This window comes from Pectobacterium actinidiae (genome assembly GCF_000803315.1).
In the GTDB taxonomy this organism is placed as follows: domain Bacteria; phylum Pseudomonadota; class Gammaproteobacteria; order Enterobacterales; family Enterobacteriaceae; genus Pectobacterium; species Pectobacterium actinidiae.
Genome location: NZ_JRMH01000001.1, coordinates 2221266 through 2237349 on the forward strand (window position 1 = coordinate 2221266; position 16084 = coordinate 2237349).

The 16084-nt window shown below is 49.1% G+C and carries 11 protein-coding genes; 4 read left to right on the top strand and 7 right to left on the bottom strand.

Features of this window, described 5'->3' with window-relative positions; genetic code table 11:
* Positions 1–104 precede the first annotated feature (104 nt).
* Both KKH3_RS22635 and KKH3_RS09420 read right to left on the bottom strand, forming a co-directional pair.
* Positions 105–395, bottom strand: coding sequence for a helix-turn-helix domain-containing protein (locus tag KKH3_RS22635; RefSeq protein WP_478212204.1), 291 nt, complete (start codon positions 393–395; stop codon positions 105–107).
* Between the two features lie 213 nt (positions 396–608).
* Complete coding sequence (locus KKH3_RS09420; protein ID WP_234991532.1) at positions 609–2141, bottom strand: site-specific integrase; 1533 nt, start codon at positions 2139–2141, stop codon at positions 609–611.
* Between the two features lie 254 nt (positions 2142–2395).
* Between KKH3_RS09420 and rluB the strand changes: the two genes are divergently transcribed.
* Complete coding sequence (rluB, locus tag KKH3_RS09425) at positions 2396–3280, top strand: 23S rRNA pseudouridine(2605) synthase RluB (RefSeq protein WP_039358533.1); 885 nt, start codon at positions 2396–2398, stop codon at positions 3278–3280.
* A gap of 217 nt (positions 3281–3497) precedes the next feature.
* Here the strand turns inward: rluB and cobO are convergent, their stop codons facing one another.
* Both cobO and KKH3_RS09435 read right to left on the bottom strand, forming a co-directional pair.
* Entirely contained in the window at positions 3498–4088 is a 591-nt protein-coding gene (cobO, locus tag KKH3_RS09430) for a cob(I)yrinic acid a,c-diamide adenosyltransferase (protein ID WP_039358538.1), read from the bottom strand.
* 26 nt (positions 4089–4114) lie between these two features.
* Complete coding sequence (locus KKH3_RS09435; RefSeq protein WP_039362311.1) at positions 4115–4876, bottom strand: YciK family oxidoreductase; 762 nt, start codon at positions 4874–4876, stop codon at positions 4115–4117.
* A 357-nt stretch (positions 4877–5233) separates the two neighbouring features.
* Between KKH3_RS09435 and sohB the strand changes: the two genes are divergently transcribed.
* On the top strand, positions 5234–6280 hold the full coding sequence (sohB, locus tag KKH3_RS09440) for a protease SohB (RefSeq protein ID WP_039362314.1): 1047 nt from the start codon (positions 5234–5236) through the stop codon (positions 6278–6280).
* A 58-nt stretch (positions 6281–6338) separates the two neighbouring features.
* Here sohB and KKH3_RS09445 read toward each other — a convergent pair whose 3' ends face one another.
* Positions 6339–6608 carry a YciN family protein gene (locus tag KKH3_RS09445; protein WP_039358540.1) on the bottom strand — a complete coding sequence of 90 codons (270 nt, stop codon included), beginning with the start codon at positions 6606–6608 and terminating at the stop codon, positions 6339–6341.
* Between the two features lie 369 nt (positions 6609–6977).
* Between KKH3_RS09445 and topA the strand changes: the two genes are divergently transcribed.
* A complete protein-coding gene (gene topA, locus KKH3_RS09450) occupies positions 6978–9578 on the top strand; it encodes a type I DNA topoisomerase (protein WP_039358543.1) in 2601 nt (866 codons plus the stop codon).
* Between the two features lie 462 nt (positions 9579–10040).
* Entirely contained in the window at positions 10041–11015 is a 975-nt protein-coding gene (gene cysB / locus KKH3_RS09455; RefSeq protein ID WP_010295182.1) for an HTH-type transcriptional regulator CysB, read from the top strand.
* Between the two features lie 121 nt (positions 11016–11136).
* Here cysB and dtpA read toward each other — a convergent pair whose 3' ends face one another.
* Positions 11137–12654 carry a dipeptide/tripeptide permease DtpA gene (dtpA, locus tag KKH3_RS09460; protein ID WP_072034520.1) on the bottom strand — a complete coding sequence of 506 codons (1518 nt, stop codon included), beginning with the start codon at positions 12652–12654 and terminating at the stop codon, positions 11137–11139.
* 620 nt (positions 12655–13274) lie between these two features.
* A complete protein-coding gene (locus KKH3_RS09465) occupies positions 13275–15878 on the bottom strand; it encodes an aminotransferase class V-fold PLP-dependent enzyme (RefSeq protein ID WP_039358550.1) in 2604 nt (867 codons plus the stop codon).
* Between the last annotated feature and the right edge of the window lie 206 nt (positions 15879–16084).

The window sequence follows — 16084 nt, forward strand, 5'->3', positions numbered from 1 at the left end:
AACCCATTTTTACAATAACAAGTTTCTATCGGGACTGCAAGAACTAACTTAAATCAGCCCACCAACGAGGATTTAGACTTAAGGTTCCTACTAGGAATTTTTACTCAGGAAAGCCGAAAATTGGTGCTGTATTTCTGATTGCAGCAAGGACAAAAATTTATCTTTCCCGTTGCAATTAGGAACCAACGAGATATGCCAGAACGATCTATGATGTAACCCACCAAACCCGCGTCAGTCAGTACAGAAAGATTTCGGTGTGTGCTTGAAAGTGGAACGCTTAGGCGTTTTGAAAGTTCGAGAGCTGTACTTGGGATAACTGTTCGGGTGAGGTGGAATAAGATATTGATACGCGAAGTTGTCAGTGTTAATCCCGCTGACTTCAGGATGGTTGCCATACGTTTACGCTCATCCAAAAGCGGTGGCCTAAACGCTGGCAGATTGGACTCAGTGTACAAGTTTTCCTCTCTGCGAGTTGATTGATCTCACAGAGAATTTTATCAAACAATACCAAAAAATGGAAATGAGAATTATTTTCATTTTCGGGTGTTTGCTAATTAACAGATCATTACAGTTATTTTAAATTTTTCTGTATGATTTTATTATATAAATTATTGGCGACTTGCCCAATCAATGACTGGAAGTAAAGCCTTCAATGGTGGTGTATGTGTGTATCTGGCTGTGATACCGAGAGATTGCGTTCTACTGTGACCCACGACAAATTGAACCAACGCGTGATTTCCAACGGATGCTATCGCATGACTTATAAATGTATGCCGTAGTGAATGTACCCGCCGCTTTAGTCCAAACTCGTTGTAATCTGGTATCTCTAGCACTCTGAGCAATTCCACCCAATCATAAGTAATAGTTGTATAGTTTGGAAGATTACCAAACACACGGTCGGAATCCTTAAGGGTTTCCACACAAGCCCGGAGTTCTGCCTCTATAGTCTTATGGATTGGAACCTGCCGCCGAGCATGTTCGGTTTTCCCACCTTCAATAAAGATATACCAACGTCCAGTCTCTTCATCTTTCCTTATGTGTTGTTTGCGGATTTCCGCTATCTCACTTCTACGGGCACCTGTATAAACCAAAGTGAGGAAGTACCATTTCCGATAATCACTATCTGGTAGGGCGAAAAGATACTTTTTGATCCGGCTCAGTTCGCTATCGATGTATTTTCCACCCCGGTTGGATTTCACCTCGTGGCTAATCCCATCGGTAGGAGATTTGGTCAGTATATCCTTCTGATCCACCAGATACGTTTTGAGCAATGAGCGCCAGAGCTTTAAATGCTTGTGGACGTGCTCACTGGCGATCAGGTCATCCTCGGGCACATCGTAATCAATACACTCGGCAAGACTCATTCTGGAATAAGGGAGTCTAGTTCGAGTAGGCAGATTCTCCGCAACCTTGAGGGAATCCCTTACATGCTGTTTCGTAACGCTATCGACAGGGACGTCGCCTACAACATGGTAGAGAACATCAAAGAAGCGCTGATTCTCGTTTGCTGTTTGTTTCCGCCACTTTTGACCTTTATCCTTTATATATTCATTCCACACCTCTAGCAAAGTAGGCCCTATGGCTGGGGATGTCTCATCAAGTGCAACTTTATTTTGAGGGAATGATTCTTGTAAAACTGCCTTGTCCGTTGGAGCTGCTTTCTGCAAAGCAGAAGCCATAGAGTCTAGGATCTGTTGGTATCGGATCAAATCACCAGAATAGAACGCCTCATAGGCCTGTGACATAAAGGCCTGATTCATATCTATCTGGCTGGCAATATGGTGAATCTGATCAAGGTCGGATTCATTAACCGTTAACATCTTCTTTTTGAGTGCAGCAGTCATCATTCTGGCTGAAATATCGTTACCGTTATACATATGCCCCATATGGGAGTTGGCGTAGCCTTGCGCCTCGTTTGCAGTGTCTAGGGGCGATAAAGGCTCACCTGTAATCTGTTTATGATACCTGCCTAATTCTGGTAACCGTTTAGCCTCTTCAAGGCCACCTTTTAGCCAATTCAAGAGATATTCATCAAAGTCTTGTTTTGTGGCGGCTCGGAAGCCCTGTATTTTAAGTTTGAACTCTTCAAGATCCATCGCTCCATTCTGAACAAGGGGAATGAAAGGACGGATCTGATTCATAATCACTTCTGCTTGCTTTCGGCTATCAGTGCCGAGAGTTAGGCGAACAGGAGTTGTTGAATCATTTTGTCTAAAGTTAGTGTAATATATGCGCCCACGAATCATTGTGTGTGACAGCTTGTGTGACCTATTGTTTGCCATGCTGTTTGCCATTAAATAGTTATATATCAGTGGATTACGTCAATCCCGGTGTTAACTCGTTGTTTTTTTAAAGTATACCAGACGCCTGGGAAGGCGACACTAGAGGTTGCTCAATGAGCGAAAAGTTACAAAAAGTTCTGGCGCGTGCCGGACATGGCTCACGCCGCGAAATTGAAGTTATCATTCAGGCTGGACGCGTCAGCGTTGACGGTAAGATTGCCACGCTGGGCGATCGCGTTGAAGTGACGAAAGCCACCAGAATCCGTATTGATGGCCATGTGGTTACCGTTAAGGAAACCGAAGAATCTGTGTGCCGCGTACTGATGTACTACAAACCGGAAGGTGAACTGTGTACTCGTAACGATCCTGATGGTCGTCCTACGGTATTCGATCGTCTGCCAAAAATTCAGGGTTCTCGCTGGGTTGCGGTAGGGCGGCTGGATGTGAACACCTCCGGCCTGCTGCTGTTCACGACAGACGGTGAGTTAGCCAACCGCCTGATGCACCCGAGCCGTGAGGTTGAGCGCGAATACGCAGTACGTGTCTTCGGTGAAGTTGACGATGAAAAAATCAAACAGCTGAGCAAAGGTGTACAGCTGGAAGATGGTCCGGCATCATTCCGCACTATCCGCTATCAAGGTGGTGAAGGCCTGAACCAGTGGTATAACGTGACGCTGACCGAAGGGCGCAACCGTGAAGTTCGCCGTCTGTGGGAAGCGGTTGGCGTGCAGGTTAGCCGCCTGATTCGCGTGCGTTACGGTGACATTACGCTGCCGAAAGGCATTCCACGCGGTGGCTGGACAGAAATGCCGCTGGAACAACTGAACTATCTACGTGAATTAGTACAGCTTCCGGCAGAAACGGTATCGAAACTGCCAGTTGAGCGCGAGCGCCGCCGGGTGAAAGCGAATCAGATCCGTCGTGCGGTAAAACGCCACAGCCAGATCAACAGCGCTCCGGCACGTCGTACCTCGCCAAAACCTAAGCGCAACGGTTAATACCGTTATCCCTACGCTTCACGGGCAGCTTTCGCTGCCCGCAATAGGCTGCTGACAGACCTATTTACCGAATGAGAACGGGCGTAACGGAATAGAAGAGTAAAGCGTTTGCGCCAGGGATGGCGCAATCCGAGCTTACATGGACGTACTTGCAGCGTCTTTACGATCTATCCGTTACTCCCGCGCACCAGCCTTTGTCAGCAATGAAAATTAACGACTACCAGTCAATACCTTGTTGCGCCTGAATCCCGCTATCAAATGCGTGCTTCACTGGACGCATTTCCGTCACGGTATCCGCCATTTCCAGCAAGTCACGATGACAACCTCGGCCGGTAATAATGACCGTCTGCCCGGCAGGACGCTGCGTTAAAGCAGTGACAACGTCACGTAAATCTAGGTAGTCATAGCTAATCATATACGTCAGTTCGTCCAATACGACGAGGTCGAGCTGTGGATCGGCCAGCATGCGTTTGCCATGCTGCCAGACGTGTTGTGCCGCTTCGGTATCCGTTTGGCGATTCTGGGTATCCCAGGTAAAGCCCGTCGCCATGACCTGAAATTCCACGCCGTGCTGTTGCAGCAGATTCTTCTCGCCGTTTGGCCATTCGCCTTTAATAAACTGGATCACGCCCGCCTGCAATCCGTGGCCTATCGCTCGCGTGACGGTGCCAAAAGCCGCCGTGGTTTTTCCTTTCCCATTACCGGTGAAGACGATCAGGATACCGCGTGTTTCATTCGCAGCGGCAATGCGTGCGTCGACCTTTTCTTTCAGGCGTTGTTGGCGTTGCTGGTGGCGTTCGTCGCTCATCGTGCGTGCTCTTCTTTATTATTCGATTATTCGGCTGGGCCGGCTTTTCTACCCGGCTGGGCGTCGAAACTCATCCCTGTCTTACGGCGGCTGTCGTCCCCCATCAGATAGAGGTACAGCGGCATGATATCTGCCGGCGTTTTCAGCCTCATCGGATCTTCGTTAGGGAAGGCTGACGCACGCATTCCTGTACGCGTTCCGCCGGGATTAATACAGTTCACCCGTAGATTGTGTGAACGATACTCTTCGGCCAGCACTTGCATCAGGCCTTCCGTCGCGAACTTGGAAACGGAATAGGCTCCCCAGCCGGCACGACCTTCGCGACCCACGCTGGAGCTGGTGAAAACCAGAGAAGAGCAAGATGATTTCAATAACAGCGGCAGCAGCGCCTGCGTCAGCATAAAAGTCGCGTTGACGTTGACCTGCATAACCTGATGCCAGATTTCTGGTGTTTGCTGCGTGATAGGGGTGATTTCCCCGAGTAATCCGGCGTTGTGGAGAACGCCATCCAGATAGGGCACAACCTGCGCCAGTTCGTCAGCCAGTTGAAAGCACTGCGCGGAGGATAAGGCCAGCATATCGCAGACCACAACGTGCGCAGGCGTACCGTGTTCCTGCTCGATTTGCTGTTTAACCGCCTGAAGTTTGCTTTCTGTTCGCCCCAATAAGATGACGTGTGCGCCGTAGCGGGCATAGGTCAGTGCGGCTTCCCGACCAATGCCGTCGCCAGCACCAGTGACCAGAATGATACGGTTTTGCAGTAAATCGATTTTAGGCTGGTAATGCACAATGAATTCCTCTTGCCGTGGCGCAAAACAGCCACGCTTCAGATAATAGACCTGCCATCGCGTATACGGCACGGCGAGATGCGTCGGTCGTGCCACTCGGAACGTCAGATAACGGCGTATTCGGGCAGGATGAATGGGGGTGTTATGCCTCAAATGTCATCTGTTTTCAATGAGACTGCCTCTATTTATCCCCGTGCTGTTGTAAAAAGCAGCAACAGGCGTAAAAACCACAGGAATAACATCGCCATATTGCGTGTCATCAGTTAGGTTATAGGAAGGGAATGGCGCACGACGTCAACGCCATGGTTGGTGAATAAACCAACATTAATTAATACGTAGTTAATGAGGACGGTGTTTGTGGAATTACTTTCTCTGTACGGTTTATTCCTGGCTAAGGCACTCACCATCGTGGTGGCTATTGGTGCGCTAGTCGTTCTGGCATTCGGGATGACGCAACGCAAGCGCCCGCATAAAGGTGAGTTGCTGGTCACGAATCTGGGCGAACAATATCAGGAGATGCAGCGCGAAATGCAGACTGCCTGTATGAGCGACACCGAGCGTAAGCTGTTATCTAAACAAGAAAAGAAGAAAGAAAAAGAAACCGCGAAGCAAGATAAACAGCGCGCCAAGCGCGGCGAAGAGAAAAGTGTCAAACCGTGCCTGTACGTTCTCGATTTCAACGGCAGTATGGATGCGGGCGAAGTCAGTTCGCTGCGTGAAGAGATCTCCGCCGTGCTCGCCGTGGCGAAACCGAAAGATGAAGTATTGCTGCGTCTGGAAAGCCCCGGTGGTGTGGTTCATGGCTATGGATTGGCAGCCTCGCAGCTACAGCGTCTGCGTCAGGGCGGCGTGCGGTTGACCGTCTCGGTGGATAAAGTGGCTGCCAGCGGTGGATATATGATGGCCTGCGTGGCTGACCGCATCGTAGCGGCACCGTTTGCGATTGTGGGATCGATTGGCGTTGTAGCGCAAATCCCCAATTTCCACCGTTTGCTGAAAAACAAAGATATTGATGTTGAACTGCACACTGCCGGTGAATTCAAGCGTACGCTGACGCTGTTTGGTGAGAACACCGAACAAGGCCGTGAGAAATTCCGCGAAGATCTGAATGTCACCCACACGCTGTTTAAGGATTTTGTGCAGCAGATGCGCCCCTCTCTGGATATTGATTCGGTGGCGACGGGAGAGCACTGGTTTGGTACTCAGGCGAAAGATCTGGGGTTGGTTGATGCTATCGGCACCAGTGACGATCTGCTGATTGCGGAAATGACCAGCCATGAAGTATTAAGCGTGCGCTATACACGACGTAAACGTCTGCTGGATCGTCTGACGGGCAGCGCAGGTGATACCGCAGAACGCCTGATGCTACGCTGGTGGCAACGTGGTTCGAAGCCTCTGCTGTAATTGATGCCATATTAAGCCATAGATAATCAAATGCCCGCAAATTTGCGGGCATTTGCATTTAATCGACCAGGTAATATTTTTCGGATAAGACATGCGCAAGATGCTTGAACATGTTAAATACCGCGGTGCTTTTTAAGGTTGGTATTCCGTTCTTATCGAGAAAGAATTCACCGCGAAAAACCAGTACGCCGTTTTTTTGTTCTACGCTATCAGCGACCATGCCATGCAAATAATCATCGTGATGTTTAATGATGTCATTGGCTTCAACTAATAAGCTCTGGCGGTCAATAGGGCGCTTTTCTTCGTTAACCTGATGTTCAGGTGACATGATTGTTACTCCTGTACTCACCCTTGAAAAAGGGGGGCGTTGCACTATATCAACAAGGTTATTTCTAAAATCAACACCGCAATTTCAACAACCAATATGGCTATTTCAAAAGTCGTATCAAGAGAAAGGGTACTGCGATACGGTTTCAGCGTAAAGCGTAGATTATGATGCAAATGGGCTACATTTTAGAGGCTTACCTGCCGATATTCAGTATGGCAGGATGCGGATAAAACAGGATTTCCGCGCTAATTAGGTTGCGTGACAGCATTTATCAGGTAGAGTGTGGGATTTTGCGCAGTCAGTAGAATCCGCTCTGGATGCCCCGAAAAATATCTGATTTTCAGAAGAATTCAGCAGGTAATAGTACATATGGGTAAAGCTCTCGTTATCGTCGAGTCCCCGGCAAAAGCCAAAACGATCAATAAGTATTTAGGCAATGACTACGTGGTTAAATCCAGCGTCGGTCATGTGCGCGATTTGCCGACGAGTGGCTCAGTCAGTAAAAAGAGCGCGGACTCAGCGACTAAAGATAAAACGAAAAAGAAAGTCAAAAAGGATGAGAAATCCGCGCTCGTTAATCGTATGGGCGTCGACCCTTATCACGGTTGGAAAGCCAACTACGAAATACTGCCGGGTAAGGAGAAGGTTGTCTCCGAATTAAAAACGCTGGCGGAAAATGCCGACCACATCTATCTCGCAACCGACCTTGACCGCGAAGGGGAAGCCATTGCCTGGCACCTGCGGGAAATCATTGGTGGTGACGAGCAGCGTTTTAGCCGTGTGGTGTTTAACGAAATTACGAAAAATGCCATTAAACAGGCATTTGAAAAACCAGATACGTTGAATATTGACCGTGTGAATGCCCAGCAGGCGCGTCGGTTTATGGATCGCGTGGTGGGTTACATGGTTTCCCCGCTGCTGTGGAAAAAAATCGCTCGTGGCTTGTCCGCTGGACGTGTGCAGTCGGTTGCCGTGCGCCTGATTGTCGATCGCGAACGTGAAATCAAAGCGTTCGTTCCAGAAGAATATTGGGAATTGCACGCTGATTTGCTGGCAGGCAGCGATATTCAACTGCAAATGCAGGTGACGCACCATAACAGCAAGCCGTTTAAACCGGTTAATAAAGAACAAACGCATGCAGCGGTCAGTCTGCTTGAGAACGCGCGTTATGTGGTTGCCGATCGTGAAGATAAACCGACCAGCAGCAAACCCGGCGCGCCGTTCATCACCTCCACGCTGCAACAGGCTGCCAGTACGCGCCTTGGCTTCGGCGTGAAAAAGACCATGATGATGGCGCAGCGTCTGTATGAAGCGGGCTACATTACCTACATGCGTACCGACTCGACGAACCTTAGTCAGGATGCCTTGACGATGGTGCGTGGCTATATTGGTGAAGAGTTCGGTAAGCGCTATCTGCCGGAATCCGCGAACCTTTACAGCAGCAAAGAAAATTCACAGGAAGCGCACGAAGCGATTCGTCCTTCCGATGTTGGCGTGCTGGCCGATAGCCTGAAAGATATGGAAGCTGATGCGCAGAAACTGTATCAGCTGATCTGGCGCCAGTTCGTCGCTTGCCAAATGACGCCAGCGCAATACGATTCCACCACGCTAATCGTGGAAGCCGCCGATTATCAACTGCGTGCCAAAGGCCGTACGCTGCGTTTCGATGGCTGGACGAAAGTCATGCCTGCGTTGCGTAAAAATGATGAAGATCGCACGTTGCCGACTGTGGCCGTGGGCGAAGTGCTGTCGCTGCAAAAACTGCTGCCAGGGCAACACTTCACCAAACCACCAGCACGCTACAGCGATGCCTCTCTGGTTAAAGAGCTGGAAAAACGTGGAATTGGTCGTCCGTCTACCTACGCGTCTATTATTTCCACCATTCAGGATCGCGGCTATGTTCGAGTGGAGAACCGCCGTTTCTATGCTGAGAAAATGGGTGAAATCGTTACCGATCGACTGGAAGAAAACTTCCGCGAATTGATGAATTACGATTTCACCGCACGGATGGAAAGCCGTCTCGATCAGGTCGCCAATAATCAGGCGGAATGGAAAGCGGTATTGGATGAGTTCTTCAACGAATTTAGCCAGCAGTTGGAAAAGGCAGAGCAGGATCCTGAAGAAGGCGGTATGCGCCCGAATGCGATGGTGCTAACCAGCATTGACTGCCCAACGTGCTCTCGCCAAATGGGTATCCGTACTGCTAGTACCGGGGTGTTTCTGGGCTGTTCCGGTTATGCATTGTCGCCGAAAGAGCGCTGTAAAACCACGATCAACCTGATACCAGAAACCGAAGTGCTGAACGTGTTGGAAGGCGATGATGCCGAAACTAACGCGTTGCGTGCTCGTCGCCGCTGTGAAAAATGCGGTACGGCGATGGACAGCTATCTGATTGATAATCAGCGTAAGCTGCACGTTTGCGGGAATAACCCAGCTTGTGACGGCTATGAGATCGAAGCCGGTGAATTCCGTATCAAGGGTTATGACGGTCCGATTGTTGAGTGCGAGAAATGTGGCTCCGAGATGCATCTCAAAATGGGACGCTTCGGTAAATACATGGCGTGCACCAGCGAGACATGTAGTAACACGCGTAAGATCCTGCGTAATGGCGATGTTGCGCCACCGAAAGAAGATCCGGTGCCGTTACCTGAGCTGCCTTGCGAAAAGTCTGATGCTTATTTCGTATTACGTGACGGTGCAGCAGGGGTCTTCCTTGCGGCTAATACGTTCCCGAAATCTCGCGAAACGCGGGCACCGCTAGTAGAAGAACTGGTGCGATTCAAGGATCGTTTACCGGAAAAACTGCGTTATCTGGCTGATGCTCCTGTGGTTGATAAGGACGGCAACAAAACGCAGGTGCGTTTCAGCCGTAAGACCAAACAGCAATATGTCTCGTCAGAGAAAGACGGCAAGGCAACGGGCTGGTCAGCGTTTTATATTGATGGCAAATGGGTTGAAGGGAAAAAGTAACTTCTTTCTGTCACCCTACGCATAACCGGGTTAGGTTAAGACATCGCTAAATCAAGCCAGCCGTAAGGCTGGCTTTTTTGATCGCAGAAAATATACAGATAAAACAGGTGCATGAAGATTGTCCTGCGGTAGCATGAGGATTGTTGATCCGTGATAGAGAATCATGCGGTTTACCTCGGTGATAATCGCACGCATTGCGTTCTTTATCATTTCACTATGTATATCGTCGTACTATGTGAAAATGGTTATATAAAAATAATTTTTATGATTAAATGACATGAATTGATGGAAATATGCGCCAGGCGGTTAAGGTGTATACCCTAAATAATTCGAGTTGCGTGGAGGCGGCCAACGCACAAGCAGCTTGAAGAATGGCGAGTATAATGAAAGTCAATAAAACGGAACGTCGTCAGAACGTCGTGAGATGCCACGCGCACACTTCAATTGGGAATGGGATAAATTATGAAACTACAACAGCTTCGTTATATTGTTGAAGTTGTTAATCACAACCTGAATGTGTCTTCTACCGCAGAAGGGTTGTACACCTCCCAGCCGGGGATCAGTAAACAGGTCCGCATGCTGGAGGATGAGTTGGGCATTCAGATTTTTGCCCGTAGTGGAAAACACCTGACGCAGGTGACACCAGCCGGACAGGAAGTCATCCGCATTGCACGTGAAGTGTTGTCGAAAGTCGATGCTATCAAAGCGGTCGCCGGAGAACATACCTATCCTGATAAAGGGTCGCTGTACGTTGCGACCACGCACACGCAGGCACGCTACGCGTTGCCAAGCGTCATTAAAGGTTTCATCGATCGCTATCCTCGTGTGTCGCTGCACATGCATCAGGGCTCGCCGACGCAGATTGCTGAGGCCGTTGCGAAAGGATCTGCGGATTTTGCTATTGCGACCGAAGCGCTGCATCTGTACGACGATCTGATCATGCTGCCGTGCTACCACTGGAATCGTGCGGTAGTAGTAAAACCGGATCACCCGCTGGCGTCTAAAACCGATATCTCCATCGAAGAGCTGGCTGCTTATCCTATCGTCACCTATACCTTTGGTTTTACGGGGCGTTCTGAACTGGATACCGCGTTTAATCGCGCTGGCCTCACGCCGCGTATCGTCTTTACTGCAACGGATGCCGATGTGATTAAGACCTACGTGCGTTTAGGGTTGGGGGTCGGGGTGATTGCGAATATGGCGGTCGATCCGCAGACGGAAACCGATCTGGTGACCATCAACGCAAACAGCATTTTCAGCTACAGCACGACGAAAATTGGCTTCCGCCGCAGCACGTTCCTGCGCAGCTACATGTACGATTTTATCCAGCGGTTTGCCCCGCATTTAACGCGTGATGTCGTCGACTCTGCCGTGGCGTTGCGTTCGAACGATGAAATTGAAGCGATGTTCAAAGATGTGACGCTTCCAGTGAAATAAGCGTTATCAGACGCACATAGCACTAACGTAAAAAAGCCAGACACTGTCTGGCTTTTTGTCATCTGGCTATCTCTAACGCTTCACCAATAACACGTCACACTATCATTTTCGCGTCCGGTTATCAGGCAGAGGCCGTCGTCGTGACGGCATCCGCAGGGGCGTCGGTGACATCCTGTGTCATACGCGTCAGTTTCGGTGCGGTCAGCAGCATCAGAACGGCGATGATGCCCGTGACGATACCAATCTGCATGAAGACATTGCTATAAATCTCAAGAGACGCATGTGGGTCTACGACGTTCTCAGGCACGGCCATCATATTCGCAACGTAGCCTGCGATAATGGCGGCACCGGCTGACGTCAGGAACCAGGCTCCCATAATGAAGCCCATCAGGCGCTGTGGTACCAGTTGAGCGACCATCGCCAGACCCAGACCGGAAATCATCAACTCCCCGATACTTTGCAGGCCATAGCAGAGGATCAGCCAGTTGACGGACACGATACCCTGTTCGTTTGCCATGCTGGCACCCCACGGCAGCACCAGAAACGCGCCGGAGCACAGCACCATGCCAACTGCAAACTTGTGCGCCATCGGCAGTTGGTCACCCATTTTGTTATACACCGCAGCCAGAATCGGGCTGGCAACCATAATCCAGAACGGGTTGAGCGCCTGATACTGCTCTGGCTCAAAGGTAAAGCCTAAAATCGAGTGCTCAACGTTGCGGATGGCAAAGAAGTTGAGCGATGTTGGCATCTGGTTGTACAGCACAAAGAAGACAACGGCCTCGAGCATCAGCAGAAGGGCGACAATCATTTTCCGGCGTTCTGCACCGTGCACTGCCAGCATCTCTTTGATGAAGATGGCGACAACAGCCAGTGAAATCAGCGTCAGAATCCAACGCGCGATGCTCTGGTTGTGCAGCAGCCAGGTGGAAAGTGCAACTAACACGACAATACCCGCGAGCGTGACGGCGAGCTTCGGCAGATTAATCGGTTGGAAATCTGGCTGAGAACCTTGTGTGCTGACCCACTTACGGCAGAACATAAAGTTAACCAGCGTCAGAATCATGCCCACTACGCTCAGGGAGAAGGCAACGCTCCAGCCATAGTTCGCAGCAAGCACCGGCGTCGCCAGCATAGAAAAGAAGGAGCCGATGTTCACCGCCATATAGTACATGGTGAAAGCACCATCCAGACGCGGATCGTCTTTCGCATAGCTGGTAGACAGTAGGGCTGAGGGGTTGGCTTTAAACAATCCGTTACCGACGGCAATGGTTGCCATACCGATATATACCCACGTCACGCTGTGGCCTGAGTAGGCAATCATGGTGTAACCGATCGCCAGTACGATAGCACCCAGCACGATCACACGTTTGGTGCCGAGGACTTTGTCGCCTAACCAGCCACCAATGGCGACGAAACCATATACCAACGCACTGAATGAGGAGAAGAGGGTAATGGAGTCGGTTTCGGACATGCCCAGCATTTTGACCAGATAAACCGCCATAATGCCTTGTAGACCGTAGTAACCAAAACGCTCCCATAGCTCTATGCTAAAGATGAGATAAAACGCTTTTGGCTGTTTGAAGGCGTTCATACTGACGCTTTCGGGGGATTCACTGTTGTTGTTTGCTGTTGACACAAAGACCTCTGATTTTACTTATCTCGTTTTTTTTAACGAGAAAATAACAAGAGTGAAGCAGTGAAACTGCAACCTCTTTTGACTAGTTATGGGGAGGAAAAACGGCGTTATATTGACGTGATTTTACAGACAGGCAAGTCATTTGACATGTTTTGTTACAAGTGGTTTTTGTGGTGGGATAAAACCAGAAATTAAATGTTATGCAGAGTTTAATTTCATAACTTTCTTTTTCTTAAAATGATTATCTCGATTTATCGATATTGGTTTTTCAGAAAGCCATATAATCTGCCTTTGGGTTGTAATCAAGATAATATGATTAACTATGAGTGAATAGTCGGTTTAATCTTTTGCATATGACTAAGTATGTAGTGAGTATAAAAATACATCAAATGCGTGCGATAAAATAAAATACGACATAATCACAGAAGGTGACATTCAATCACTAAATTTTCTATTAAAAATAACTTATTAGCCTTAAATAGTGGTTACTTGTACTTTTATACAGGCATCTTGATAGAGGAATACGCTATAACATAGGATTTGGGGAGCAGCGAAACAGTAACCGCAGTTAAGCGGTTACTTTAAATAGCCATTAAATTAAATATTAATGTGCTACGCCATTATTCTAATGATGTTGAAATGAAGGCCGGAAAGGTCGAACTGGACATTGCCACCTCAAAACTCTCTGCTTCTGTGTTCAAAAACCCCTTCGCAAACAGATAAAAACAATAAACGTCGCGGAAGTTCGAACCCAGACCAAGTGAAACACGTATTGCTCCGCAGTGGCCCTTGCTGAGGATCTTGTCATCAAAGGTTTTGCAGTCGAGGATTTTTTCATACTTATCAAGCTCACAGTGTTCCGCTCCGGCAGTAGTGTATGTCGCCTGCTGAACAGTGCCCAGATTGCAGAAACACCCGTTACGCACAATGATTCCCACGTTCTCCAAAGCTTGCCGGATCAAGGCGTGGGAGAAGATGGTGTTATTGCAGTCGAAAAAATTTAGCATCACTGTGGCCCCTTTATTTTTCACCGACAGTCCATACACCTGACAGAGAGGGGTAGCGAGTTTAGTGCTGTGCCGAAGTTCTGACAGTTTCAGCTCAAGCCATCGCGCAAGAGCAGATGAACGTCTCTCAACCTCTTCAAGTCCCAACTCGGAGAGAAACTGAAATCCCAAGGCAATGGCATGGAAGGAGGCATAGTTTGGCGTACCGATCTCAAATCGCCGACCATCATCACGGTACAGCAGTCGCTCCGTTGGAGACCACGGTCCCGAGTAGTAGCACACGGCACCGCCAGCAAAGGAGTGCGGCACCAGTTTATCCAGCGATGATCTCCTTGCAATAAGACAACCAGCCCCGGTCGGATAACCAAACATCTTGTAAAAGGAGATAGTCATAAAATCTGGCTTGTGTTGCGAATAATCCAGTCTGGACTGCGGGACAAACGCAGCTGCATCCAGCAAAACCATGGCTCCCTTCTCCTGTGCGGCATTAACCCACTTCAGGCTATGCCTGATACCGGTGGCGTTTGACTGCGCCGGGTATGCCAGCAGATGGGGATGCCTGGGGGACAAATTATCCAGTGCCCGCCGCATTGAACTGTCAGGGATCTGGAGAAGCTGGTCCAGGGGAATATATTTTACCTGTGCCCCCTTTGACTTAGCGTATTCCCGAATGCTGTGGACAGAGGTGTGGTTATCTTTAGCCAGCAGAACTTCTGTTCCATTTTCGAAGGGGAACGATTCCGCCACAAGGCGGATAGCACTACTGGCGTTAGCGGTGAAGATGATTTCATACTCATCTGGTGAACAGTTGAAAAAGTGATAGATCGCCTGACGGGCCTGCTCATAAATTTCCTCGGAAGTCCTGGAACCACTGTGTGGATTGCCCAGGATAGTGCTCCTGAGCATCTTGTAATTCCCTTCAATAAGACACAGTGGTGCCAGCGTGCCACCTACATGGTCCAGATAGGTCACCTTGCGAGAGTCCATACGTGAAAAGTTGCGTGCACGAAGCGCCTCAACCTTGGCTTCAGGGTATGTGGGATATTCGGACAAGAATGCCTGCTTCATTGCCAAGTACTGCTGTAGTGGTTGAGAATTTTGCAGCAAGGGCGGTAATGTCTTTCTCTTCCTGAATGCTTCTGGCGTTAGTTGATAAAACGCGGCCAACGCTGCAAATTCAGGACCCGGAGCCTTTTTAACAGACGTGTTGCCCTTTTTATCGACCTGTCCGCGTATCAGCCAGGCTTCGACCTGATAGTGTCGGTCCGGAACCTGCGCGTTAAAAGCGCGGAGCATGGTATCCAGATGTTGCTCTCGCATGACGCTGTCACACTGGTTGAACTCTTCCAGAAGAATGCAGGCATTAAAGAGGAATTCACGCGTATCATCGTCACTAAGCTGAAAACTCATGGGGTACAGGGTGACGCTCTCATCGTTATTCTGACACAGTCCCTCAAGGGAGAAGGCCCGGGTGATGGGAGAGTGATCGCTCAGGCTAAGCGCTGCATCCATAATTGCAGAGGGGATACCAAAATATTTCTGCGATTCACTCCGCGCCAGATCGAATAATTCGTTGTAATGAAAAACCGTGCCGTAAATTTTTCCACCGGAACGTAGCACCCGTTTAAACTCACGGGCGATCCGAACTTTGTCCGGCGGGAACATCAGCCCAAAGCCACACACGATAATGTCAAAACTGTTGTCTGCAAAAGGCATATCGGCCATGTCCACATCCGCCATGAAGGTGACATCCCGCCTCATCTCATCACTGACCACACGCTGTGCCATGTCAATTGCGATCTTCGACAAATCGGTCGCGGTGAGTTGGATATTAAGTGGCTTTGCCAGCCCCTCATAGATTGCAGTGGTGATTCGGCCTGTTCCACAAGCTACCTCCAGGATGCGGGTGGGCGGCGTCCTGGTATCAATATCTTTTCGAATCTCGGTGACAAGCAGTTCTCCATAGGGTTTGTAGAGTCTGGATCCTAGGACTCGCTCATAGAATTCCGTGAACGTACTCAATGACCATTGTTGATCTGACACAACCTTGCAGTGATGCTGTGCTGAATTATTCATTGTCGGGTATCCAAAATTATCGTGGTCAACGATAACAGACCACAGTTTTAGCATTGTTTCGGAATCTTTTTCCGATTCATCGGGTGTCACTTCGCTGGGGCCTGTGCATAATTTCAGGGTTATATGAACCGTCTGATTCATACAGGCCTGTATACCGCTTCAAAACGTAGTTCATACTATTTTTTGTGAAAATCCCGTGAAAATGGACGGCTGAACGTTATGTCCATAATGAAAATAAACGAGGAAATGACAGGGTCATTCTGACTGCAGGATAACTATAGACGAGGCGGAGTGAGGAATAACGGAAAAGACGATCTGGCGAGAGGGAATTTCACCAGACCACAGCA

Bases quoted from the DNA above. Each gene is read 5' to 3' on its own strand.
- KKH3_RS22635 (WP_478212204.1), bottom strand. From the start codon at position 395: ATGGCAACCATCCTGAAGTCAGCGGGATTAACACTGACAACTTCGCGT.
- KKH3_RS09420 (WP_234991532.1), bottom strand. From the start codon at position 2,141: ATGAATCAGATCCGTCCTTTCATTCCCCTTGTTCAGAATGGAGCGATG.
- rluB (WP_039358533.1), top strand. From the start codon at position 2,396: ATGAGCGAAAAGTTACAAAAAGTTCTGGCGCGTGCCGGACATGGCTCA.
- cobO (WP_039358538.1), bottom strand. From the start codon at position 4,088: ATGAGCGACGAACGCCACCAGCAACGCCAACAACGCCTGAAAGAAAAG.
- KKH3_RS09445 (WP_039358540.1), bottom strand. From the start codon at position 6,608: ATGTCACCTGAACATCAGGTTAACGAAGAAAAGCGCCCTATTGACCGC.
- topA (WP_039358543.1), top strand. From the start codon at position 6,978: ATGGGTAAAGCTCTCGTTATCGTCGAGTCCCCGGCAAAAGCCAAAACG.
- cysB (WP_010295182.1), top strand. From the start codon at position 10,041: ATGAAACTACAACAGCTTCGTTATATTGTTGAAGTTGTTAATCACAAC.
- KKH3_RS09465 (WP_039358550.1), bottom strand. From the start codon at position 15,878: ATGAATCAGACGGTTCATATAACCCTGAAATTATGCACAGGCCCCAGC.